The organism is Acinetobacter venetianus RAG-1 = CIP 110063, from assembly GCF_000368585.1.
Classification (GTDB): Bacteria; Pseudomonadota; Gammaproteobacteria; order Pseudomonadales; family Moraxellaceae; genus Acinetobacter; species Acinetobacter venetianus.
The window spans coordinates 841,526-863,583 of sequence record NZ_KB849558.1; the positions used below are offsets into that span (position 1 = coordinate 841,526).

Annotated in this window: 19 protein-coding genes and 1 pseudogene; 8 read left to right on the forward strand and 12 right to left on the reverse strand. The window is 37.8% G+C overall.

Annotated features, from left to right (window positions below):
* Nucleotides 1–238 precede the first annotated feature (238 nt).
* From F959_RS16760 to F959_RS09555, 4 genes are all read right to left on the reverse strand, one after another.
* Complete coding sequence (locus tag F959_RS16760; protein WP_004879542.1) at nucleotides 239–400, reverse strand: hypothetical protein; 162 nt, start codon at nucleotides 398–400, stop codon at nucleotides 239–241.
* A gap of 166 nt (nucleotides 401–566) precedes the next feature.
* Nucleotides 567–1,160 carry a DUF6338 family protein gene (locus tag F959_RS09545; RefSeq protein WP_004879547.1) on the reverse strand — a complete coding sequence of 198 codons (594 nt, stop codon included), beginning with the start codon at nucleotides 1,158–1,160 and terminating at the stop codon, nucleotides 567–569.
* 14 nt (nucleotides 1,161–1,174) lie between these two features.
* A complete protein-coding gene (locus F959_RS09550) occupies nucleotides 1,175–3,469 on the reverse strand; it encodes a Mov34/MPN/PAD-1 family protein (RefSeq protein WP_004879549.1) in 2,295 nt (764 codons plus the stop codon).
* 6 nt (nucleotides 3,470–3,475) lie between these two features.
* Nucleotides 3,476–4,648: a ComEC/Rec2 family competence protein gene (locus F959_RS09555; RefSeq protein ID WP_004879552.1), complete on the reverse strand. Its 1,173-nt coding sequence runs from the start codon at nucleotides 4,646–4,648 to the stop codon at nucleotides 3,476–3,478.
* Between the two features lie 120 nt (nucleotides 4,649–4,768).
* On the opposite strand from F959_RS09555, the gene F959_RS09560 reads away from it, so the two are divergent.
* Nucleotides 4,769–5,662 carry a helix-turn-helix transcriptional regulator gene (locus F959_RS09560; protein ID WP_004879553.1) on the forward strand — a complete coding sequence of 298 codons (894 nt, stop codon included), beginning with the start codon at nucleotides 4,769–4,771 and terminating at the stop codon, nucleotides 5,660–5,662.
* A gap of 3 nt (nucleotides 5,663–5,665) precedes the next feature.
* Entirely contained in the window at nucleotides 5,666–6,337 is a 672-nt protein-coding gene (locus F959_RS09565) for a hypothetical protein (protein ID WP_004879554.1), read from the forward strand.
* A gap of 89 nt (nucleotides 6,338–6,426) precedes the next feature.
* Here the strand turns inward: F959_RS09565 and F959_RS09570 are convergent, their stop codons facing one another.
* Both F959_RS09570 and F959_RS09575 read right to left on the reverse strand, forming a co-directional pair.
* Nucleotides 6,427–7,149: a hypothetical protein gene (locus F959_RS09570; RefSeq protein WP_004879555.1), complete on the reverse strand. Its 723-nt coding sequence runs from the start codon at nucleotides 7,147–7,149 to the stop codon at nucleotides 6,427–6,429.
* An 81-nt stretch (nucleotides 7,150–7,230) separates the two neighbouring features.
* Nucleotides 7,231–7,479, reverse strand: a complete 249-nt coding sequence (locus F959_RS09575) for a hypothetical protein (protein WP_004879556.1) — start codon at nucleotides 7,477–7,479, stop codon at nucleotides 7,231–7,233.
* 212 nt (nucleotides 7,480–7,691) lie between these two features.
* Here F959_RS09575 and F959_RS16495 point away from each other — a divergent pair.
* Nucleotides 7,692–7,808 (forward strand): annotated as a pseudogene (locus F959_RS16495) (hypothetical protein); the annotation flags it as partial.
* 190 nt (nucleotides 7,809–7,998) lie between these two features.
* Here F959_RS16495 and F959_RS09580 read toward each other — a convergent pair.
* The 5 genes from F959_RS09580 to F959_RS09600 all read right to left on the reverse strand — a co-directional run bounded on the left by F959_RS09580 (nucleotide 7,999) and on the right by F959_RS09600 (nucleotide 14,217).
* On the reverse strand, nucleotides 7,999–9,360 hold the full coding sequence (locus F959_RS09580; protein ID WP_004879557.1) for an MFS transporter: 1,362 nt from the start codon (nucleotides 9,358–9,360) through the stop codon (nucleotides 7,999–8,001).
* Nucleotides 9,361–9,455: 95 nt separating this feature from the next.
* The gene (locus F959_RS09585; protein ID WP_004879558.1) at nucleotides 9,456–10,745 is read right to left on the reverse strand and encodes a DcaP family trimeric outer membrane transporter; all 1,290 of its coding nucleotides are present in this window, start codon (nucleotides 10,743–10,745) and stop codon (nucleotides 9,456–9,458) included.
* A gap of 250 nt (nucleotides 10,746–10,995) precedes the next feature.
* Complete coding sequence (locus F959_RS09590; protein ID WP_004879560.1) at nucleotides 10,996–11,736, reverse strand: class I SAM-dependent methyltransferase; 741 nt, start codon at nucleotides 11,734–11,736, stop codon at nucleotides 10,996–10,998.
* 59 nt (nucleotides 11,737–11,795) lie between these two features.
* Nucleotides 11,796–13,490 carry an AMP-binding protein gene (locus tag F959_RS09595; RefSeq protein ID WP_004879562.1) on the reverse strand — a complete coding sequence of 565 codons (1,695 nt, stop codon included), beginning with the start codon at nucleotides 13,488–13,490 and terminating at the stop codon, nucleotides 11,796–11,798.
* 103 nt (nucleotides 13,491–13,593) lie between these two features.
* Nucleotides 13,594–14,217 (reverse strand): TetR/AcrR family transcriptional regulator, encoded by a 624-nt coding sequence (locus F959_RS09600; protein ID WP_004879564.1) that lies wholly within the window; start codon nucleotides 14,215–14,217, stop codon nucleotides 13,594–13,596.
* Between the two features lie 145 nt (nucleotides 14,218–14,362).
* Here F959_RS09600 and F959_RS09605 point away from each other — a divergent pair, with 145 nt between their 5' ends.
* The 5 genes from F959_RS09605 to F959_RS09625 are packed head-to-tail and all read left to right on the forward strand — an operon-like array spanning nucleotide 14,363 to nucleotide 20,876.
* On the forward strand, nucleotides 14,363–15,535 hold the full coding sequence (locus F959_RS09605; RefSeq protein WP_004879566.1) for an isovaleryl-CoA dehydrogenase: 1,173 nt from the start codon (nucleotides 14,363–14,365) through the stop codon (nucleotides 15,533–15,535).
* 24 nt (nucleotides 15,536–15,559) lie between these two features.
* Nucleotides 15,560–17,161 carry a carboxyl transferase domain-containing protein gene (locus F959_RS09610; RefSeq protein ID WP_004879568.1) on the forward strand — a complete coding sequence of 534 codons (1,602 nt, stop codon included), beginning with the start codon at nucleotides 15,560–15,562 and terminating at the stop codon, nucleotides 17,159–17,161.
* Nucleotides 17,162–17,170: 9 nt separating this feature from the next.
* Nucleotides 17,171–17,974, forward strand: coding sequence for an enoyl-CoA hydratase/isomerase family protein (locus F959_RS09615; RefSeq protein ID WP_004879570.1), 804 nt, complete (start codon nucleotides 17,171–17,173; stop codon nucleotides 17,972–17,974).
* A gap of 11 nt (nucleotides 17,975–17,985) precedes the next feature.
* Nucleotides 17,986–19,977 carry an acetyl/propionyl/methylcrotonyl-CoA carboxylase subunit alpha gene (locus tag F959_RS09620; RefSeq protein WP_004879572.1) on the forward strand — a complete coding sequence of 664 codons (1,992 nt, stop codon included), beginning with the start codon at nucleotides 17,986–17,988 and terminating at the stop codon, nucleotides 19,975–19,977.
* Complete coding sequence (locus F959_RS09625; RefSeq protein ID WP_004879574.1) at nucleotides 19,974–20,876, forward strand: hydroxymethylglutaryl-CoA lyase; 903 nt, start codon at nucleotides 19,974–19,976, stop codon at nucleotides 20,874–20,876. Before F959_RS09620 ends, F959_RS09625 begins: the two co-directional genes overlap by 4 nt.
* A gap of 101 nt (nucleotides 20,877–20,977) precedes the next feature.
* On the opposite strand, the gene F959_RS09630 is transcribed toward F959_RS09625, so the two are convergent.
* Complete coding sequence (locus F959_RS09630; protein ID WP_004879577.1) at nucleotides 20,978–21,916, reverse strand: LysR family transcriptional regulator; 939 nt, start codon at nucleotides 21,914–21,916, stop codon at nucleotides 20,978–20,980.
* Nucleotides 21,917–22,058 lie beyond the last annotated feature (142 nt).

Consider the following 22,058-nt stretch of genomic DNA (forward strand, 5'->3'; position numbering starts at 1 on the left):
TTTCTCAAAAACAAGTAAATATAAATAATGGAACCCACATAAAGAATGCGAGCTCTATATCATCTTAGGGCTTTCTTGGTGGAGATGTAGTTTGTTGAGATGAATTTGATGTGTTCCCCCCAGAAGATCTGGTCGGTTGATAACCAAATTTATCTGAATCAGAAATAGATCCAGAAGGTTTCGGACTGTAACTATCATTTATGTTTTCAGGATTTTTAATATTAGACATTTCGATTCCTTAGGGTTTTTTAGGCGGAGATGTAGGTGCTTGAGGATTACTCGGGTTTGTTCCTTTCGATTTTTCTGGTTGATAACCTGCACCAGGCATTGGGTTGTGTGGTTTTATCACAGCTGGACTATAACCATCACCAACAGGCACTCTTTGAGTTTTATCATTCATAATTAATCTCGCTCTAAAATTAAGGTTTTTTAGGGGGGTGAGTATTCGACGGATTTGGTGAAGTCACTTTTTGTGGTTGGTAGCCTCTTGTTTGTAAGTCGGTTGGTATACTCTGAATATTAGTTTTTAAATCTTTAGTTGACATTGATAACTCCATAGATAAATATTAGGGATGTTGAAAAAATTCAATACTTTGAATGTCTTTGGATAATATTAGAATTCCTTCAGATTGCTCACGTATTCTTTCAAAACCACCCTCAGCACTAACCTCCCATGCTTTTTCTAAATAGATTTGTGGATCTTCAGGAAAACTCGATGTAAATGATTTTTCTGAATATTCTCCTGCTAGTTTTTTTCCATCAGATAAGGTAACTAAAACAAAATATTCTTTTCTCTGAGAAAAAATATAGTCCCATGCTCTTGGTGTAGGATGAGGAGCATTTTTTTTAAAAAACTCCATATTTCTTAACTTTAACCATCCCCAAGCTAAAAATGCTGGAAAAACAAGCATGACAAATGAATAAAAGCTAATTGTAAAAAAAGGACAAATAAAATCCCATTTTTTACTAAAAATCATCATATAAATAAAAGGTCCTAATAAAGCATAGTTCAAACAACTATATGTAATGGCATCAATAATTAGCTTTGTACTATCTTTTTCATGATTTGGGCACAGTAACGAATAAGTTTTTATTGAAATAAAGCCTGGAATTGCAAAAATAATAAATAGAACAAGCTTACTAGATTCAAAGATTTCCATAATAATCCCCTATATTAAAGATAAAAACTGACTTTATTAGAATTTATAATAGCCATTAAAACAGGATCATTTGGATCATCTATCTTATTTTGTAAATCGGTTAGTAATACTTCATCCAACGCACTAGGTCTTGTCGATACATGGTCAGGATGAGAATGCCAATCACCGATATAGCGAACAATATAGGCTGTTTTTTCACTACATAGATCAATGTAATCTGACAGGCCTTCACTACCCCTTATGAAAGTTGTAGGTGTTGCAATGCTATCGTGAGGTGCTTCACAAACATCCACAATATAGATACTTTTTAGTTTCTGATCGATGTATCCTAAAATGACACCACCTGTTTCATTTGGAAGTTCTTTTGCTCTTATTTCAGATAATTTTTGATAAATAAAATCATCATAAATTATTGTCCAGCCATTCTGTAAGATTTCTCTCTTTGAAGGTAATACTTCTATAATGTGAGAATTTACTTGTCCTGTCGAATCATCTAAAGACCAGATTTTAATCTGAGCTTCATTACAGTGGCTTCCCAAACGAATTTGTCGTGCCAGTATAGCGCCATGTAATTTAATTAGTTCATCAGAAATAATCATAGAAATATCACGGCAACCTCCACCTGTTTTAAATGCACCAAGATGTTTCTTAAGATGTTTTACTCCCCAATCATTGTTTAATATAGCTCTATAATATTGTGCTTCTAATGCATCAATTCTAATCTTCTGTTCTTTATCTTCGAATAATAAAACAGAATCTTCACCTGATGGTGTTATAAATGTAGACACTATACGTGTCGAATTTGCTAATGTTGGTAGATCTCTTGCTGCTTCAATTGATGTTGTCACATCAACTAATAATTCAGCGTTATTAATAGCTTCTTTAACTTGAGAATTTTCTGAGTCGTTAATTTTTGCATGAATAGCAACACTTTTTTCCCCAAAACGATAGTTTAGATCCACTAATTCTTTTACAACATCTACTTTAGATTTTCCAATATGGCAGTCTTTACCGATATGCCGGATTACATTATGAGGTTTAAGTAGGTCATCATCCACATACGACCACTTTCCCCATGCTTCTCTTGACCAAATTTCAGCTAATGTACTACCAAGTGCACCCACTCCAGCTAATACACCGTTAAAATTTGCGTTTGAAAGGTCTATTCCTGAGGCTGTTCTTGCGAACTTTTGTGTGGTTTCGAATGTAATTTGAACATGTTCAAGTTGAATATTTGTTAAATTATCATTGGGCTGTTCAACTTTTAGATCAAATAAATGGTGATCAGGAAAACATATATTCTCGTTTTTTTTATCAAAACCTTTATTCAAAGCTCCTAACCTAATACCCAAATCAGAAATAGTAGTATTACTAAGAGCAAAACCATAAAAATCATAGTTAGTGCTTTCATCATTATTTTGATTAACTATTGGAACTATAAGTAAAAGCAATAAGAATGTATTCGTATTTGGTGATAAAAACTGGATACCATTATGATCTACATTTTTTTTAATTTCTTCTATCAATATATTCTTTAGATCAATATTCTTTGCTTTAAAATAATCAACTAAACCATCTAAAGTATCAGGAACTCTTTCAATCGGATTTAAACCAAGTTCGGGCAGTTTTACTACTATACTTTCTAAAGAAACCTCGTCAATTTTTTCAGCTACGCCTATATATGAAGCTCTAAAAATTTTATATAGCTTATCCTGATTGTAAATATAATTTAACCTAAGTTTGAAATTTTCGGAATTCAAAATATTAAAAAAATCAGATGGTAAAATTACTTGGCAAAAATTATTATAAAATAATCGCTCAGGAATAATATCATTTAGATGTAAAGTATCATTTGATGTTTCATGAAGCCACCATAAGATTCTCTGCAGAAATTTTTTGGGTGTCCAAGTCCTCTCAACTGATTCCCAACTTTCAGCATATAAGCAAAGCGAGGCTGGCTCTCCAGAAGATGTTCCATTTAAATGAGGAGTTTTTGGAAAATCTTTTCGAAGTGCTAAAACCTCATAGGGACTGCCAAATCGTTTATTAGGGTTATAAACTATAGCCAGTACTTCTGTCACTAAAATACCGACTTGGTTTTCCGTTGGGACAGTCCCATCACCACAGTGGACAATAATCGCCTCAGCTGGTTGATCTGATTTCCAAGACAATTCAACAATATCAGCAATATCAAAATCAGGATGACTAAGGCATGATTGAAAGAATTGACGTGTCTGTTCATACTTTAGAAGATTGGGATCTAAGCTAGAATATGATTTACCTATCTTGAAAAACGGATCGACTGACATATAGTATTATCCTGCTCTAAGGTTAGGGGAAGCTGCAATTGACGCTGCGCCAATGACAGCTTTATTAGCTACACGTACCCCAACGTTATCAATCTCAAAAATGAGTGGCTTCACATTGTTACTCTTAGGATATTCACCCGTACAGTAAAACTTACCACTCACAGAGAGTTGCTGGACAATTCTTGTATAAGTCCGTTTAGCACGGATACATGGAGGATCACTGTCTTCATCCTGAATCAACTTACTACTGGCAACAATGGCAGCCCCTTTTCTTGCCTGAGATAGTGCATTGACCGCATCACCAGACTCTTTTGCACTTTCTCCCTTTCCACTCCAGCTATCATGTGAAAGAGTACGCCATGAACAGTGATGGGGTGTTTGCAAAATATTGTACGCAAGAACCTCTGGAGTAGAGTGATACTTATCCCAAATCAGCTCCCAAATTTCTACCTCTGCATCACCACCAGATAAGAAACGGCATTTATCAGAATAGTCATTTGAAGCAATACTAAAATTAATGATTACGCTTGAATGATTTTTAGAAAGAATACATTCCAGTTCTTCACTTTGCTTGGTCATAGGCGCGATTAAGAAACATTCAAGATTTGAATCATACCCTTGATTATTGATTCTAAAGGTTGTGCCAGATTTAATGAGAATAGGATTTAGATCATCTGTCTTACCATTCTCATCTTCACCCATAATAAGGATTTGATCTCCTTGAGGAATACTAAAGAAATTATTCTCTTTATTAATTTTAACTCGACGTCGTGCTTCTGTATTGAAAGCACAAGCATCCTCACATAAAGTATGATTTTTTGAAGCGCGTCTAAACACCATTGGTGAAGACCAGAGCTCACGAATCACAATTCTCTTTTCATTGTCTATTTTATGATCATCACAATAGTTAGCTAAAGCTCCTAAATGAAAATGCTTTTTCAATCCCGTACAATGATCTTTATCAGGATGGCTTAATAAAAATACATCAACAAAAGGACGATTATTCATATCCCGCTTAAGTCTGCCCCGTAAGTCACTGGCAACATCATAAGTAGAAGTTAAAGGATTATCAGCATCTTGACGGATATTGATATCAACTAATATGGTTCTACCATCAGCTAAAGTGATAAGTGTCATATCACCATTACCGACGGGAAAGAAAACGATTGAAGCAGGCATACGTTTACCTTAAGCGACTAGAAAAGATTGATGTCTTAATATACAATATAATTTTTAGATGGGAATACTTTTTATACCCATCTAAAAATTATATTTGTTAGCAAACATTTCAGGTGATGTATGACCGATAAAAAATCCAAAACGTCAAATTGGTCACAAGACAAACGGTTAGAGTTTATAGATTTTAGGCTTCAATGGACTGGTAAAATCAATCGTAGTGATCTAGTAGATTTTTTTGGAATATCTGTTCCTCAAGCTTCTCTTGACTTAGCTCGTTATATAGATTGGCGTCCAGATAATGTATTTTATGACAAAAAAACAAAGGCTTATTTAAAGTCTGAAGAATTCCAACCTCTATTCAGCGAAAAAGGTTCACGCTACTATTTACGTAATTTACTGGCTTTAAATCAAAATATTATTAGAAGTGATGAAAGCTTTATCGGCATGGTACCACCCAGTGATGTCTTACCATCTTTAGAGCGAACAGTGCCTGAAAATACCTTAGCTTTGGTTATTGATGCGATTAATAATAAAAAAGCTATCAGAGTAAGCTATCTTTCAATGACGAGTGATGTAGCTTCTGAAAGAACACTTAATCCACATGCTATGGTATTCGATGGTCATCGTTGGCATGTAAGAGCATTTTGTCGAACACGTAAAGATTTTCGTGATTTCGTTTTAGCTAGAATTATTACAGCAGAAACTCTAGATGAAGCAGTGGTATCCTCCGAACAAGATATAGCATGGCATACATACATCACACTAGTTTTTAAGCCTTCATCTGACTTATCTGAAACACATCGTAAAGCCATCGAATTTGACTATGGAATGATCGATGGGAAAATAGAGATAAAATGTAGAAAAGCATTATTATTTTATACTCTGAAACGGTACAATCTATTAAAGGATTTCATTACTGATAACAAGAAATTGAATAAGTTAAATGATCAATTTATATTCTTATCAAACTATGAAGATATCTCTCATATTATAAAAGATGAGATTGAGAAATAAATTATGGCAAATGACGTATCAACCTCAGAAAAACTTCAAAAAGAAAACATAAGTAACATATGGAAAATCATATGCATGGATTTTCTTGTTTTAAATATTATTTTATCCGCATTGAATATAGAAAAATTTATGAGTTTATTACTTTCAAAAAGCATGTTGGATAACTCTTTATTTAAATTATTATCATCCTTTATCTTGGGTATTTTAATCGTAAAATTGCTATTAAATATTTTACCAGCAGAAACTAAACATAACATTATATTTGGGAAATTGAAATATAGTCTCCCAGGGCATCGGGCTTTTACTGTACATGCAAAAAAAGATCCACGTATTGATATGGAAAATTTAGAAAAAATACTCGGTGTACTTCCTACACTACCGTCTGAACAAAATCGTGTCTGGTACAAAATTTATCAAAAGCATAAAAATGATGAACAAATTGTTGACTCTCATTTAAAATTTCTATTTTTTAGAGATAGCAGCATATTAACTATTTTTATACTTATTGGCTTTATTATTCTTTGTATCACTTTTAAAGCAACACTATTCCAATGGATACTTTCAATTTCATTCATTACTATTCAATTAATCATTTTCATCATCTCAGCAAGAAATAATGGTATTAGATTCGTCCAAAATGTTTTATGCCTTGAGTCGCATAGAGATTTACCTTAACTTATTTTGTAAAAATTTAAGAAAAAATTCCTAAAATAGTGGTTCACACCAAATTAGAATTTTTTAAAATCATATAAAATTAAGATTTATTATTTAGTACCATTTAATTCCTGCCATTTATTTAAGAGATCTATCTCTTCTTCTTCAATAGTTGTTTCGCCATTTAGTAATCTTCTTAATCTTGAATCTGAATTTTTTCTACAAGCATTGACTACCTCTTCTGGAAATGCTTGTCGAGCATTCGATTGAGCAATGAGCCAGGCACTACGGATTTTCTTTTGTTCAAGAGTTAAGTTTTCAAATTTACATTTTGCCTGATATAACCACTCTTTTAGATGATTGGATTGTTCTTGTGGTAAAAGCTTTATGGCTTTCTCAAGTAGTTCATAGACACGTTGTTTATCTGTATCTTCTGGCATATAGTCATCAAAATCATGTAATGAAATATATCTAAAGAGTTTACTACCATTTAGTTCTATAGCCAAAAATGCTTCTGCAATAATTTTATCAGCAATTGCTCTAGCATGTGTTGCAGCATAGACCGTCGGTGAAAAAATTGGAATTCCCATTGTCCTTAAGATTTCACTAGCTTCAAAGACTCCCTCTTCACCTAAATATTCATTTGTATCAAATAAAGCAATTTTTCCCTTTCCCATGATATGAAAGGAACTTAAATTAGAATCTGGATGCCATGTCTCTTTTACATGCCAATCACCTGTTAAAAATTCATAGTCATTGATATTTAAAGCTCTCATACCACTGATGTATAGTTGCTTTGAAAATTGTATTTTTGCTAGTTCTTCATAGAGCATATAGTTTCACCATTTTCTAAATTCATATGATTATAAATTACGTTAGTCTTGTGGAGCTCTGCTGAGTATGAACTATTTGTTTTAAGTACTAATATTTCGTTTTTTAATTTTATAAGTTCCTGATCCAGTAATTTTTTTGGCCAGCTCAGGGTTACGTCCAGACAATTGTTTAATTAAGACGGGTGTACTATTTGGAGCCTTGCTCCATATGGCATCATTCTCTACATAAAGTACAGTATTGGTGCGGGCTTCTTTAATAAAGCTTTCACGAAGTACCTTAGCGGCAGCTGCTGCTATATCACTTTCATCATCTAAGTTGTTAAAGCTCATAACTAAAACCTTATTTCGATTCAATTAGGTTAAGATAAAGAATAACATAATAGATATTAACGTAAGGCTTGGCTTTGTTAGTCCAAACCAATTCTTGTTTGAGTCTTTTTACACATAGTAGTAAATTCTGAAATCTACATAGTTGTATATTATATTAAAAAAATTCTTGACTTTTTATTTGTCCTATTTTTACACGTATCTCGGCTGTACCCGGTTCCCGAATTATTCTTTCATTGATCTATGCATTAAAACGTTTAGGCAAGAAGAAAGGTGTTGCTGCGTTGTGTATCGGCGGCGGTGAAGCAACGGCTGTTGCGATTGAAATTTAAATATTTAAAATCTGAAATTAGAAAAAGCATTCATTTATGAATGCTTTTTTTTGTTTTGCTGAGTTGGAATTTAAAATTGAATAATAAAATCATATCTATATTGTATTATTGCTTATATAGCTAAAAAGCCCATCAAATATTTAATGGGCTTTTTATTCTTCTTTTAAAGAACTAAATTTTGCTAATTAGATTAAGCATTACTCGACTCACTTAGGCTTACTTTTACTTGTTCCACTTGATGCTCTTCTTCATCAAACTTATGACGCTTTAAGCTTAAAATCGCAAAGATTGCAATCATGGCTGGAATAGCAATCATCACAAAATTCATTGTATGTGGAAGGTTTAAGGTCAGTAACATGCCTGTTAAAATCGGCCCGACAATTGCACCGATCCGTCCAACACCTGAAGCACAACCAATGCCTGTTGAGCGGACGCTAAGTGGATAAAACTGAGCAACATAACTATAAAGTAGAATTGAAGTACCGATAGTTGCAGCACCAGCCACAGTAACTAAACCATATAAAACATAAGCTGGTGAGTTAAATCCTAAGCCAACGAGTGCCACAACGCCTGCCATTAGCATTCCCATAATGACGGGTTTTAAATGGAATTTATCAGAAAGAATACCGCCACCAATTGAGCCGATCATTGCTCCGACATTGAGAGCAAGTAAGAACAAAATACTCTTGCCAAGTGAATAGCCTGCCACAAGCATTAGTTTTGGCAACCAACTGCTTAATGCATAAACCATCAATAAACACATAAAGAACAATACCCAGAACATCAGTGTATTGAATGCACGACCTTGCTGGAACAGACCTCTGACAGAGCTGCCTGTTGGGACGTTATCATCATTTAAAGTTAAGCGAGTGCTGCTGGTAATAGTTTGTTCTGGTGAAATTTTTTGAATAATACGATGTGCTTGTTCAGTCTTTCCTGTTTTAACCAAGAAGGTCAAAGATTCAGGAAGAAATTTCCAAATCACTGGTAATAAAAGTAAAGGAATACCTGCAATCAAAAACATGATTTGCCATCCCTGACTTTCGACTAGATAACTACCGATTAGTGCAGAAAGAATTCCACCAATTGCATAGCCACTAAACATCGTGCCGACTAAAGTGCTGCGTATGCGTTTAGGTGCATATTCAGAAGTCAGCGCAACAAGGTTTGGCATCACGCCCCCAATACCTAAACCTGCTAAAAACCGTAAAATGCCAAATTCGAAAGGACTTGATGCAAATGCACCTAAAAATGTAAAACCACTAAAGAATGTGACGCAAATTAAAATCACATTTTTTCGGCCGATTTTATCTGCTAATGCACCAAAAAGCATGGCACCAAACATCATGCCACAGAGTGCGGTACTGGCCAACATTCCCGCTTGAACTGAGGTTAATGACCACTCTTGCATCAATAACGGTAATACCACACCATAAATAACGAGATCGTAACCATCAAAAATAATAATTAATAAGCACCAGAGTAAAATCGTCCAGTGAAATGGGGTAAATTTTGCTTGATCAATTACTGCATTTACATTAACTGTTGTCATTCTTCATCTCCTCAATGAGATAATTTCCTAATCATTATTTAAAACGACATAATGCACCTTAAAGAAAAAACATATTATTCAAGGTCTTATTTATATTAAAAATCATAGCTCGCCATCATATTGATGCGGTTATCTGTCCCTGAGCGGCCATCAAATGTTTCGCGTTCGCCATAGACATACTCCATACCCAGCGTAATTGGCTTATACGGATTGTACATGGCATTAATCCAACCTTGCCAAAGCTCTTTGTTTTGGTTTGGATTATCTTTTTGGATACGGGCAAAGTCGTTATTGTCTTTAGCTTTCATATAGCCGTAGCCCAATGTTGAGCGAAGCTGAGAGTTAAATTGATGTGTAATACCCGTTGAAATTGAGTCAAACTCATTGGTTTGAATATTATTTTTGTCATCAATGGCATAGCCACTATTGGTCCACATTAGGAAACGTCCATCACCTTTGACGTGGTAGTAGTCTGCTTTTAAGAATGTGTTTGGATTGAGCTGATATTTACCTCCTAAACCTACACCCCATGCCCATTCATTGTCATTACTGGTTTTTTTCTCAGCAACAAAACTACGTCCCGATAGCATCGAGCCATTGTCAAATTTGTGATTCACGCGTCCAACAAATGCGGGTAAGCGCATTTCATTGTCGGGGTCCGATGTTGCTGTATATTTTGGATCTTCAACCGCTAGTGCAAAGCTGGTATTTTCTGAGAGCTTATTGCTATAACGAACCAATGGAGAACGTTGTAAAGCACCACCCACATAGGTCGCTGCATCAATGGTTTCAGGATAGTATTCAGGTGCAATAAACGTTGACCATGTTTGACCAATTAACCATTTATCTAAGGTCAAATATGCATGGCGAATACGAAATTGATCACGGGATGACCCACCGAAGAAATCCATTTCTAATTTCCCACCTACGTCCCCTAGAGCAGATGGCGTTTTAAAATTCAAACCAAAACGTGTCACACTCACTGTGGTGTGCAAGCGGTCTTTTTGCTGAGACTCTTCAGGTGTACCCTCTAGTGGAACACCACTGATATTGTTATACATACTCGATGCACCTTGAGCTTGATATGAGGCATCGGCACGAATGTAACCATACAAATTGACTTCAGCACCTGATTTTGTACTGAGTTTAGGCGTAAATGGTTGAACCGTTTGTGGCATAGTCGTACTTGGTGTTGAGGGTGCTGCCGCTGTCTGTACAGGCGTAGATTGTTGTACATACTGTTGCAACATCGCTCTTAGCTCTTTCACCTCTTGGCGTAGCTGTTCGATTTCGGCACTTTCAGAAGCTGCATATGTAGGTGACATGACAGTCACTACGGATAGAGCCAAAACACTTTTCTGTACCGTTAAAATGAAATTTTTCATTTAAATAAACTTCCTTCTTTCCTGATCATTAAGTTCTTTTAAGATCATTATTTGTTTGCTTTGTATCCTTTGCAGTCATACCTAACCGCATTGCATTTCTTGTTTTTAATCTCAACACATTGATTTATCTTTAATTCACCTCCTATTTGATTTGAATTTCACTTTTCACAGGCAAAAGAAGTACGCAGTGGCAAATATGAGCCACTGTCAATCAAACGCTTGGTAAAAAGTTACAAGTTAAATTTTAGTATTAATGTTTTATTCCATGATGTGTTAAAGCCACATTTTTAGAATCTTGCATCACTAAAGCATTCGATTGCTTTTTGTGTGCGATCAATCCTTGATACATCAAAATCTGACTATAGGAATACACATGCTCAAAGCCTGTTTTGAGTAATAATTGCTGATATTCATCAAAACGAACGGTTGAAAAATCTTGATGTAGACGCTCAATCATTTTCTGGCACTGGGTTGATGTCAGTCCATTGTGCTGACACAAATGTTGTAGCGCCTGAAATTGTTGAGAATCGGTACAAGTCATCAAGTCATAGGTCATTAAAAGTCCCGTGTCTTTCAAACGATTATAAATCTCTTGAAAGAAAGCCTTTTTTGAGTCATCAGCAATAAAATGTGCGACAAGAATCGAAAGTGCTGCATCAAAACAAGCTTGATCGGCTAAAGCTGAGGTTTCACCATGTACAAATGAGACTTGATCAGATTTTCCTATGTTTGAAACAAGTTTTTGCGCTTTTTGTAGCATGGTTGCTGATGGATCGACCGCAGTGAACATCCAATCAGGGTGTTTCTTAAGTAGATATTCCAGTTCGTAACCTGTACCACAACCCACAATCAAGATATGTGCTTTTGGGGGTAAAACTGACTCTAAAATCGCATCCACTTGTTGATGGAGCATTTCATAACCCGGAATTAATTTACGGATATGCTGATCATATTCATCGACTACTTTCGAGCTATTAAAATCTTTTGCCATTTTTATCTACCTGTGTTCAAGCTATTTCAATACGTTCTTTCAATGAATTATTTATTATCCTAGTCAAACACAGTCGCCGTTAAGTTCAGTTCAGCACGCATGATTTCCTGTAACTTAAACTTTTGAGCTTTGCCAGAAGCAGTCATTGGAAACTCGCTAAAAAATTTAACATAACGTGGCACTTTATTATGTGAAATGTGGTCTTTACAGAAGCTACGAATACTCTCTTCATCACTCTGATGATGCTCATGCAAAATAATGCAAGCACATAATTCTTCACCATAACGAAGATCAGGTAGTCCGATCACTTGGACATCGCTAATATCGGGATGGGTATATAAGAAATCCTCGATTTCCTTTGGAAAGAGATTTTCACCACCACGAATCACGACATCTTTGATCCGTCCTTTAATTTTAACGAAGCCTTCAGCATCCATTTCTGCAATATCACCCGTGTGCATCCAACCCGCTGCGTCTATCACTTCACGAGTCTTTTCTTCTTCACCCCAATATCCAGCCATAACTGAATAACCACGCACACATAATTCGCCTAAAGTACCTGTCGGAACAATTTGCCCTTCAAGGTCAACAATTTTGACTTCAACATGTGGGTGTACACGACCTACAGTACTTACACGCTTATCAATGGTATCGTTGACAGAGCTTTGAGCACTGACAGGCGAAGTTTCTGTCATTCCATAACAAATTGTAATTTCAGACATATGCATACGCTCGATCACACGTTGCATGATTTCACGTGGACAAGGACTACCTGCCATAATGCCTGTACGTAAACTTGATAAATCAAATTCACTGAATTGTTCATGTTCTAACGTTGCGATAAACATCGTCGGTACGCCGTAAGCAGCTGTACAACGTTCTTCGTGAATGGTTTTTAATGTATCTAATGGATTAAACACGGCTGATGGATATACCATTGTCGCGCCATGCGTAATACATGCTAGATTCCCCATCACCATGCCAAAGCAATGAAATAATGGCACAGAAATACAGACTTTATCTTTAGACGTTAGGCGAATGCCCTCACCGACAAAATATCCATTATTTAGAATATTATGATGCGTCAACATGGTTCCTTTCGGATTGCCTGTTGTACCAGAAGTGAATTGGATATTAATGGTTTCATCGAATTGTAGTTGTTGGCTTGCAAGATCGAGTTGATCAAGTTGATCGGCAGTTGGTGGTGTGACCAGATCACTAAAACGATGAATCCCTGTATGTTGCTGTTCATCAATTTTGATAACAAATTTTAAGAATGGCAGACGCTCAGCATGAATGATCTTATCCGTACAAAAGCTAATTTCTGGCGCAATTCTAGTGAGAAGTTCCTGATAATTTGTTGTTTTGAATTGAGATGCGATAATTAAGCCCTTACAAGAGACTTTATTGAGCACATATTCAAGTTCATGGCTTTTATAGGCTGGATTGAGATTAACTAAAACAATCCCTGCTTTAAATGCCGCAAATTGGGTGACAGTCCATTCCACACAGTTTGGTGACCAAATTGCCAGCCGATCACCCTTTTTGAGGCCGAGTTTCAGCAGACTACAGGCAAATGCCTCAACTTCCTGCTGTAATTCTCTATATGTTAACCGTCTGTTCTGATGTGAACTTACAATCGCTTCTTGATCAGCATATTGCTGACAAGCCTGATCAAATTTTTCTCCAATCGTCATCCCTAATAAGGGCTGCGAACTTGTTCCAGAGGCATAGCTTAACCGTACGTGTTGCATTGAATCATTCTCCTTGATTCTTTTTAATTCTGTTCTTACATCATCTAATTGTTGTAACTGCAACTACTCTTCAAACTGCCTATTCTGTGGTTTTAATTGTTGCTTATGCCTGCTTTCTCCTTACGGCATCTACACAAAAATCAGCAATCTGTTTTGAAAAATAGTCTTTATGTTGCTGATCAAACTTTGTGTTTTGAGCTGGGTCTAAAGGTTCAACCACAACGAAAGTCATGGCACCAACTACACATAGCGCTGTAGTGTTCAAATCCTCTAAAACAAACTCACCACTCGCATTTCCATCAGCAAGTATTTTAATAACACTCCGTTTAATCAACTGCTTAACACGAAAACGCTCATGCTCGACCGTTGAATCAACGGGTTCAAACATCAGTGAATATGCAAGCTGGGGACTATTCAGTGCCCGTTTTACAAAAGTTGCTACCGCTTTATGCAATTTCTGTTCGGCTGGCAGATCACTTTCCGTAATCGCATCAATTACTAGTAGTTCGGTATTGATGGCTTCGGATAGAACTTCGATCAGCACCTGACTTTTATTGTCAAAGTAGCGATAAACCAACCCACTCGAAACGCCTGCTTGCTCAGCAATCGTTTGAATTTGTGCGTCTTTAAACCCTCCTTCTGAAATTAGATTTCGAGCAGAACTTAAAATCGCCTTGCGATTCTGTTCCATTCTTTCTTGCATCAAAGATGATCGTTTATAGCTCATGAAATTTATTCTCTAACAAATAAAGTGAATTGTAAATCAATTTATGAATCTCTATTCACTTTTTTAAAAATTCATTGTATGGTACTTCATAAGCACACACAAGAATGCTTATGGAACAACAAATATAACCAATGGGATGAACACAATGAACCTACGTAGCTTGAATTTTGGTCTGGATGAAACACTAATTGCCCTTCAAGATTCAGTTGCGGCATTTTGTGCAAAAGAAATTGCACCGATTGCTCAACAAGTTGATCAAGATAATCACTTTCCTGCACATCTGTGGAAAAAATTTGGAGATATGGGCTTATTGGGCCTAACAGTTTCTGAAGAATATGGTGGTACAAATTTAGGTTATCTTGCGCATATTATTGTTTTGCAAGAAATCTCTCGCGCTTCAGCAGCAATCGGTCTGTCCTACGGTGCACACTCAAACTTATGTATCAACCAAATTAACCGTAATGGTAGTGAACAGCAAAAACAAAAATATTTACCTAAGTTAGTTTCAGGTGATTTTGTCGGCGCGTTGGCTATGTCTGAACCAAATGCGGGTTCAGATGTGGTGAGCATGAAATTACGCGCTGAGCAAAAAGGTGATCATTTTGTTCTTAATGGTTCAAAGATGTGGATTACCAACGGCGGTGATGCAGATGTTTTGGTGGTGTATGCCAAAACTGACCCTCATGCTGGCGCTAAAGGTATGACGGCTTTCTTAATTGAAAAAGATATGAAAGGTTTTAGTCATGGTAAGCATTTAGACAAGCTCGGTATGCGCGGTTCAAATACCTTCCCTCTATTTTTCGATAATGTTGAAGTACCAATTGAGAATGTACTCGGTGGCGTAGGCAACGGTGCAAAAGTTTTAATGAGTGGGTTGGATTATGAGCGTGCCGTATTAAGTGCTGGCCCTTTAGGCATTATGGATGCCTGTTTAGATGTTGTTATCCCCTACATTCATCAACGTGAACAATTTGGTCAGGCTTTAGGTGAGTTCCAGTTGATGCAAGGAAAGCTTGCAGATATGTACTCCACTTGGTTGGCTTGTAAAGCACTTGTATATGCTGTTGGTGCAGCCTGTGATAAGGCCGATCATGATCGGAGTCTGCGTAAAGATGCTGCAAGTGCCATTTTATACGCTGCTGAGAAAGCAACATGGATGGCAGGTGAAGCAATTCAGACCTTAGGTGGAAATGGTTATATCAATGAATTCCCTACAGGTCGTTTATGGCGTGATGCAAAACTTTATGAAATTGGTGCGGGAACATCTGAAATTCGCCGTATGTTAATCGGTCGTGAACTGTTTAATGAAACCAAATAATAACGACAAATAAGGATGCATCTGATGAACCAATTACAAAGCAAAATTAATGTAAGAAGCGAAGACTTCAAAGTAAATCAACAAACCATGAACGCCTTGGTTTCAGATTTAAAACAGGTTGCACAATCCATTTCCCTTGGTGGTGGTGAAAATGCGCGTCAGAAACATTTGGCGCGTGGCAAACTGTTACCTCGTGATCGTATTGACCAACTTATAGATGTAGGTACTGCCTTTTTAGAAATTGGTCAGTTAGCGGCGTATAAGGTTTATGAAGATGATATTCCTGCTGCGGGTGTTGTCGCAGGGATTGGTCAAGTCAATGGAGTAACTTGCATGATCGTTGCCAATGATGCAACGGTCAAAGGTGGAACCTATTATCCACTGACAGTTAAAAAGCATTTACGTGCCCAAGAGATTGCGGAACAAAACCACTTACCTTGTATTTATCTGGTGGATTCTGGTGGCGCATATTTACCTATGCAAGATCAAGTTTTCCCTGATCGTGATCATTTCGGGCGTATTTTTTACAACCAAGCCCGTATGTCGAGTCAAGGGATTGCACAAATTGCAGTGGTCATGGGAAGTTGTACTGCTGGTGGTGCTTATGTGCCTGCGATGTCAGATGAAACCATTATTGTTCGAAACCAAGGTACGATTTTCTTAGGTGGTCCTCCTCTCGTTAAAGCTGCGACGGGGGAAGTCGTGAGCAGTGAGGATTTAGGTGGTGGTGATGTTCATACTCGCCTTTCAGGGGTCGCTGATCATCTTGCTGAAAATGATGAACATGCAATTGCAATTGCTCGTAACATCGTTGCGAATCTAAATAAAAAGCCGAATGATCTAAGTAAACAAATTGATGAGCCATTATTCGATGCCAAAGAGTTATATGGCGTTGTTCCAAGTGATGCACGAAAACCTTTTGATGTTCGTGAAGTGATTGCTCGTATCGTTGATGGTTCTCGTTTTGATGAATTTAAGGCGCGTTTTGGGTCAACGTTGGTCACGGGTTTTGCATCCCTGTATGGTATGCCTGTTGGAATTATTGCCAATAATGGCATTCTATTTTCTGAATCCGCGCAGAAAGGTGCTCACTTTATTGAACTTTGTACTCAGCGCAATATTCCTTTGATATTTATCCAAAATATCACTGGTTTTATGGTGGGTCGTCAGTATGAAAATGAAGGCATTGCCAAACATGGCGCGAAGTTAGTGATGGCTGTTGCAACAGCCAATGTTCCAAAATTAACGCTGATTATTGGTGGTTCTTTTGGTGCAGGTAACTATGGAATGTGTGGACGTGCTTATTCACCACGCTTCTTATGGACGTGGCCAAACTCTCGTATTTCAGTGATGGGTGGTGAACAAGCCGCTAGTGTGCTTTCAACTTTGAAACGTGATCAGATCGAACAAAAAGGTGCAGAATGGTCTGCACAGGAAGAAGATCAGTTCAAACAGCCAATCCGTGATCAGTACGAACAACAAGGTCATCCTTATTATGCATCTGCACGTTTATGGGATGATGGTGTAATCGATCCTGCTCAAACTCGTCATGTTTTGGGTTTAAGTCTTGCAGCTGCATTGAATGCACCTATTCAACCAACAAAATTCGGCGTGTTCCGTATGTAAGAGGTCTGTATGAGCTATCAATTTTTACAACTCGAACAACAGGATCAGGTTGCTTATATCTGGCTTAATCGACCAGAACTACACAATGCTTTTAATACAATCGTGATAGAGGAGCTTCATGCTTGCTTTAACACATTAAATAACCGTGATGATATTCGCGTCGTGGTTCTAGCTGGTCGTGGTAAAAGTTTTTCCGCAGGCGCTGACTTGAATTGGATGAAGCAAGCGGGTCAAGCTTCTTCAGCAGAAAATGAAGCTGATGCATTGAAATTGGCAGAGATGCTTCATGCATTGGCCACTTTAAAGCAGCCCACAATCGCTCGTGTACATGGTGTTGCCTTTGGCGGTGGAATGGGTTTGGCATCGGCATGTGATATTTGTATCGCAAGCCATGAAGCAAAATTTGCAACGTCTGAAGTTCGACTGGGTTTAGCTCCATCGACTATTAGTCCTTACGTGATTCGTGCAATTGGAGAGCGACAAGCTTCGCGCTACTTTCTAACTGCTGAGCGTATTTCTGCAATCGAAGCCAAACAAATTGGCTTAGCACATGAAGTAACGGATGCTGAACATTTAGACCAGAAAGTTCAAGATGTGATTGATGCGTTATTGCTCGGTGGCCCACATGCCCAAGCAGCATCTAAACAGTTGATTCAAATGGTGAGTAAGCAACCGATGAGTGATGTCTTGTTACAACAAACCGCACATCATATTGCACAAGTCCGTCATGGCGCTGAAGCGAAAGAAGGTTTAAATGCCTTTTTAAATAAGCAGCAGCCTGCTTGGATTTCTAACTCGAATAACAACAATTAAGGACAATAAACATGTTTGAGAAAATTTTGATTGCGAACCGTGGCGAAATTGCTTGCCGCGTAATTCGCACAGCGAAAAAATTAGGTATTGCGACGGTTGCTGTTTATTCAGATGCAGATGCAAATGCACAGCACGTAAAACTCGCTGATGAGGCGATTTATATTGGACAGTCTCCTGCAACTCAGAGCTATCTTCAGGTTGATCGTATTATTCAGGCGGCGGTAGATACTGGAAGTCAGGCAATCCATCCTGGTTATGGTTTTCTTTCTGAGAATGACCAGTTTGCGCTCGCTTGTCAGCAACACAATATTTGCTTCATTGGCCCACCTGTAGAAGCCATCTTAGCCATGGGTTTGAAAGCGACCTCCAAAGCATTGATGGAAAAAGCTGGTGTGCCGTTAACACCGGGTTACCACGGAACGAATCAAGATGCTGAATTTTTAAAACAGCAAGCAGATCGTATTGGTTATCCTGTGTTAATTAAAGCGAGTGCTGGCGGTGGTGGTAAAGGTATGAGTCTCGTTGAACGTAGCGAAGACTTTTTACATGCCCTTGCCTCTTGTAAACGCGAAGCGAAATCGAGCTTTGGCAATGATGATGTTTTGATTGAACGTTATGTGATTCAACCACGTCATATTGAAGTACAAGTGTTTGGTGATACACATGGGAATTATGTTCATTTATTTGAGCGTGATTGTTCGGTACAACGTCGCCATCAAAAAGTGCTAGAAGAAGCACCAGCACCACAAATGCCAAGTGAAAAACTGGATGCTATGCGACAGGCTGCAATTGATGCCGCTCGTGCCGTAGATTATGTGGGTGCAGGGACAGTTGAGTTTATTGTAGAACAAGACGGTACTGCTTATTTCATGGAAATGAATACGCGTCTACAAGTCGAACATCCTGTGACCGAAATGATTACAGGTGAAGACTTGGTAGAATGGCAGTTACGCGTTGCTTATGGTGAACCGTTGCCAAAGTTGCAGGATGAATTACAGATACATGGACATGCCTTAGAAGCACGAATTTATGCCGAAGAACCAGAAAAAGGTTTTTTACCTGCAATTGGCAAAATTGACTATCTGCGCTACCCACCTCAAAACCAATATGTGCGTGTAGATAGCGGAATCGTCGAGGGCGATGAAATCACTACATTCTACGACCCAATGATTGCAAAATTGATTGTATGGGGCACAAACCGTGAAGCTGCTTTAATTCAAATGCAACACGCACTTAGCCAATTTCATGTTGATGGCTTAGGCAACAATATTGCGTTCCTTGAAAAGATTGTTCGTTGTGACTCCTTTAAACAAGCCAAATTAGATACAAATTTGATTCAGCGTGAAGAACAATTTTTGTTTAGCCCTGCGAATATAAAACTTGAGTTTATTGTTGCGACTGCATTTATTGAGTTTTTAAACCAAATGCAAAATAACAAATCAGCTCAAAAACAACTCTGGTTGGCACAGCCATTATGGCGGAGTAATGTCGCTTACCAGCACAGCATCAAATTAAATTATTTAGATAACAGCATTCAGATTAAATTTTCAGCTGCTGAGCAAGGATTTAACGCAGAATTTAATGGTCAGCATTATCAGATCACAGGTGAGCTGCTTGATGCGAATACAGCCAAAATTCTGATTAATGGTAATCAACATAAATTAGCTTTTAATCAAAGTCAGCAAGGCATCACTCTATTCCACTCTGGCCAGAGTTATAAATTTGATTATATCCGCCAAAATTTTAATCAGACTGAAGGACAAAATGAGCAAGGACATCTTAAAGCTCCGATGCCGGGTGTCGTGACTCAACTACTAGTCGGTGCGAACCATACGGTGAAAAAAGATGATGTGCTGTTGACACTTGAAGCGATGAAAATGGAATACACCATTCGCGCACCGAAGGACGGCATTATTTTAGATGCTTATTTTCAGGTCGGTGATCAAGTTAAAGCGGGCGACGAACTCGTAGAATTTCAACCTGATCAGGAAGAAGTCGCATGAGTGAGTTTGTCAAGATTGTAGAGGTTGGCCCTCGTGATGGGCTTCAAAATGAGAAACAGACGCTCACATTAGAGCAGCGTTTAAATTTTATTACTGACTTAATAGATGCTGGCTTAAAATCGATCGAGGTTGGTTCATGCGTTTCAGCTAAATGGGTTCCTCAAATGGCTCAAAGTGATGAGTTATTTAAACAATTGCCACAACGAGCTGATCTAAATTTGAGTTTGCTTACACCAAATATTAAAGGTTTTGAAACAGCACTTGCTGTTGGCTGCAAAGAGGTTGCCGTATTTACGGCTGCTTCTGAAAGCTTTGTTCGTAAAAATATTAATTGCTCTATTGACGAAAGCTTAGAAAAGTTTTCCGAAATCATGCAAGCAGCCAAACAACACAATATCCGTGTAAGAGGCTATGTCTCTTGTATCGTTGATTGCCCTTATGAAGGCGCAATTGAGCCACAGCAAGTCGTAAAAGTGGTTAAGCAGCTTTATGATATGGGGTGCTATGAAATTTCGTTGGGTGAAACCATTGGAACAGCTACGCCTGATCGGGTGCAAAAAGTGTGGCAAGCATGTTTAGCTGAACTTGATAGCAAAGTTTTGGCTGGGCATTTTCATAATACTTATGGCATGGCAATTGCCAATATTTATCAGTCTTTACAACAAGGTATTCGTGTTTTTGATTCATCATTAGCAGGTCTTGGCGGCTGTCCTTATGCAAAAGGTGCTTCTGGCAATATCGCGACAGAGGATCTCTTCTATTTGCTTTCACATATGGGTTTTGAAACAGGAATTGATTTAGATAAATTGATGACAGCGAGTCAAAATATCAGTCAGATATTGGGTCGAAAAAGTCTATCTAATTATACAAATTCTTATCTACAGTCACGTTGCGCTTAATAAAGTGAAAATGACTTGATACATCTGGTTGGTTATCGGCTCACCAGATGTATTCCCTTTTTATTTAATTTTTTCCTTAAAGTATTGAGATCGAGTTTTAATTATAAAAAGTACTCTGTATCACTCTGAATTTTTGGAGAAATATGCTGCTCTACCCATGTTAACCATGCCCGTGTTTTGGCATCGATAAAATGACGGGACGGTAATAAGGTATAAACACCAATATTTGGTGATCTCCAGTCAGATAATATACGGTGCAATCGTCCAGTACGAACAGCCTCTATGACTGCAAAGGTTGGCAGTAATGCAATACCCATGTCTTGCTGCACCATGTCGAGTAAAAGCTCAGGTGAATCTGCAATCAATGGTCCTGTAATATCAATTTGATAAGAGCAACTTTTTTCACTGACCAGATGCCATAGCGGTGTGATTGATGGATTCACCAGTCTGAGACACGCATGTTTTTGTAGATCATCCAATGATTTTGGTTCACCATATTTTTCTAAATATGCGGGGGATGCGCAAAGTACTGAAAAGATCGTCCCAATTTGGCGAGCAACAAATCTGGAATCAGCCAACGATTCCGCAAGATATAAACTGACGTCAATGCCTTTACCTAAAAGGTCTGGAACATTTTGCGAAGTTCGATATTCAACAGTGAGTTCAGGATAGGTTTGACAAAACTCTGCCATCATTGGTGACACATAATGATGGCCAAAACTCGCCATACTCAAAACACGTAACTTTCCTTGAGGTTTGGTTGCCCTACCCATGGCTTGAGTTTCAGCTTCGTCGACCATTGCAAGCACTTGACGACATTGCTCTGCATAAGCTGCACCAATATCGGTCAATGCGTGTTGTCTCGTTGTTCGTTGTAGTAGTTTTGTTCCTAAACGCCCTTCTAACTCGCTAATCAGCCTAGATACTTGCGCTGTAGTTAGTTCCATCTGCTCTGCGGCGGCTGTAAAGCTTCCACTATCAATGACTTTCAGAAAAGCATGCATTGCATGAAGTAATCCACCATCAAGATTTTTGCGCATAACGTAAATATCTTTTGTTTAATTACGCATTGTTGCACCAGTCTGGATCAATCACAATGACATTAATGTACATACATTGAACAGTTCTACGGTTCTAAAAGAACTGATCAATCTTTTTCTAAGTATGTCATTTACTCCAAAT

Coding starts and splice junctions, on each gene's coding strand:
- F959_RS16760 (WP_004879542.1), bottom strand. CDS start 400: ATGAATGATAAAACTCAAAGAGTGCCTGTTGGTGATGGTTATAGTCCA.
- F959_RS09545 (WP_004879547.1), bottom strand. CDS start 1,160: ATGGAAATCTTTGAATCTAGTAAGCTTGTTCTATTTATTATTTTTGCA.
- F959_RS09550 (WP_004879549.1), bottom strand. CDS start 3,469: ATGTCAGTCGATCCGTTTTTCAAGATAGGTAAATCATATTCTAGCTTA.
- F959_RS09555 (WP_004879552.1), bottom strand. CDS start 4,648: ATGCCTGCTTCAATCGTTTTCTTTCCCGTCGGTAATGGTGATATGACA.
- F959_RS09560 (WP_004879553.1), top strand. CDS start 4,769: ATGACCGATAAAAAATCCAAAACGTCAAATTGGTCACAAGACAAACGG.
- F959_RS09565 (WP_004879554.1), top strand. CDS start 5,666: ATGGCAAATGACGTATCAACCTCAGAAAAACTTCAAAAAGAAAACATA.
- F959_RS09570 (WP_004879555.1), bottom strand. CDS start 7,149: ATGCTCTATGAAGAACTAGCAAAAATACAATTTTCAAAGCAACTATAC.
- F959_RS09575 (WP_004879556.1), bottom strand. CDS start 7,479: ATGAGCTTTAACAACTTAGATGATGAAAGTGATATAGCAGCAGCTGCC.
- F959_RS09580 (WP_004879557.1), bottom strand. CDS start 9,360: ATGACAACAGTTAATGTAAATGCAGTAATTGATCAAGCAAAATTTACC.
- F959_RS09585 (WP_004879558.1), bottom strand. CDS start 10,745: ATGAAAAATTTCATTTTAACGGTACAGAAAAGTGTTTTGGCTCTATCC.
- F959_RS09590 (WP_004879560.1), bottom strand. CDS start 11,736: ATGGCAAAAGATTTTAATAGCTCGAAAGTAGTCGATGAATATGATCAG.
- F959_RS09595 (WP_004879562.1), bottom strand. CDS start 13,490: ATGCAACACGTACGGTTAAGCTATGCCTCTGGAACAAGTTCGCAGCCC.
- F959_RS09600 (WP_004879564.1), bottom strand. CDS start 14,217: ATGAGCTATAAACGATCATCTTTGATGCAAGAAAGAATGGAACAGAAT.
- F959_RS09605 (WP_004879566.1), top strand. CDS start 14,363: ATGAACCTACGTAGCTTGAATTTTGGTCTGGATGAAACACTAATTGCC.
- F959_RS09610 (WP_004879568.1), top strand. CDS start 15,560: ATGAACCAATTACAAAGCAAAATTAATGTAAGAAGCGAAGACTTCAAA.
- F959_RS09615 (WP_004879570.1), top strand. CDS start 17,171: ATGAGCTATCAATTTTTACAACTCGAACAACAGGATCAGGTTGCTTAT.
- F959_RS09620 (WP_004879572.1), top strand. CDS start 17,986: ATGTTTGAGAAAATTTTGATTGCGAACCGTGGCGAAATTGCTTGCCGC.
- F959_RS09625 (WP_004879574.1), top strand. CDS start 19,974: ATGAGTGAGTTTGTCAAGATTGTAGAGGTTGGCCCTCGTGATGGGCTT.
- F959_RS09630 (WP_004879577.1), bottom strand. CDS start 21,916: ATGCGCAAAAATCTTGATGGTGGATTACTTCATGCAATGCATGCTTTT.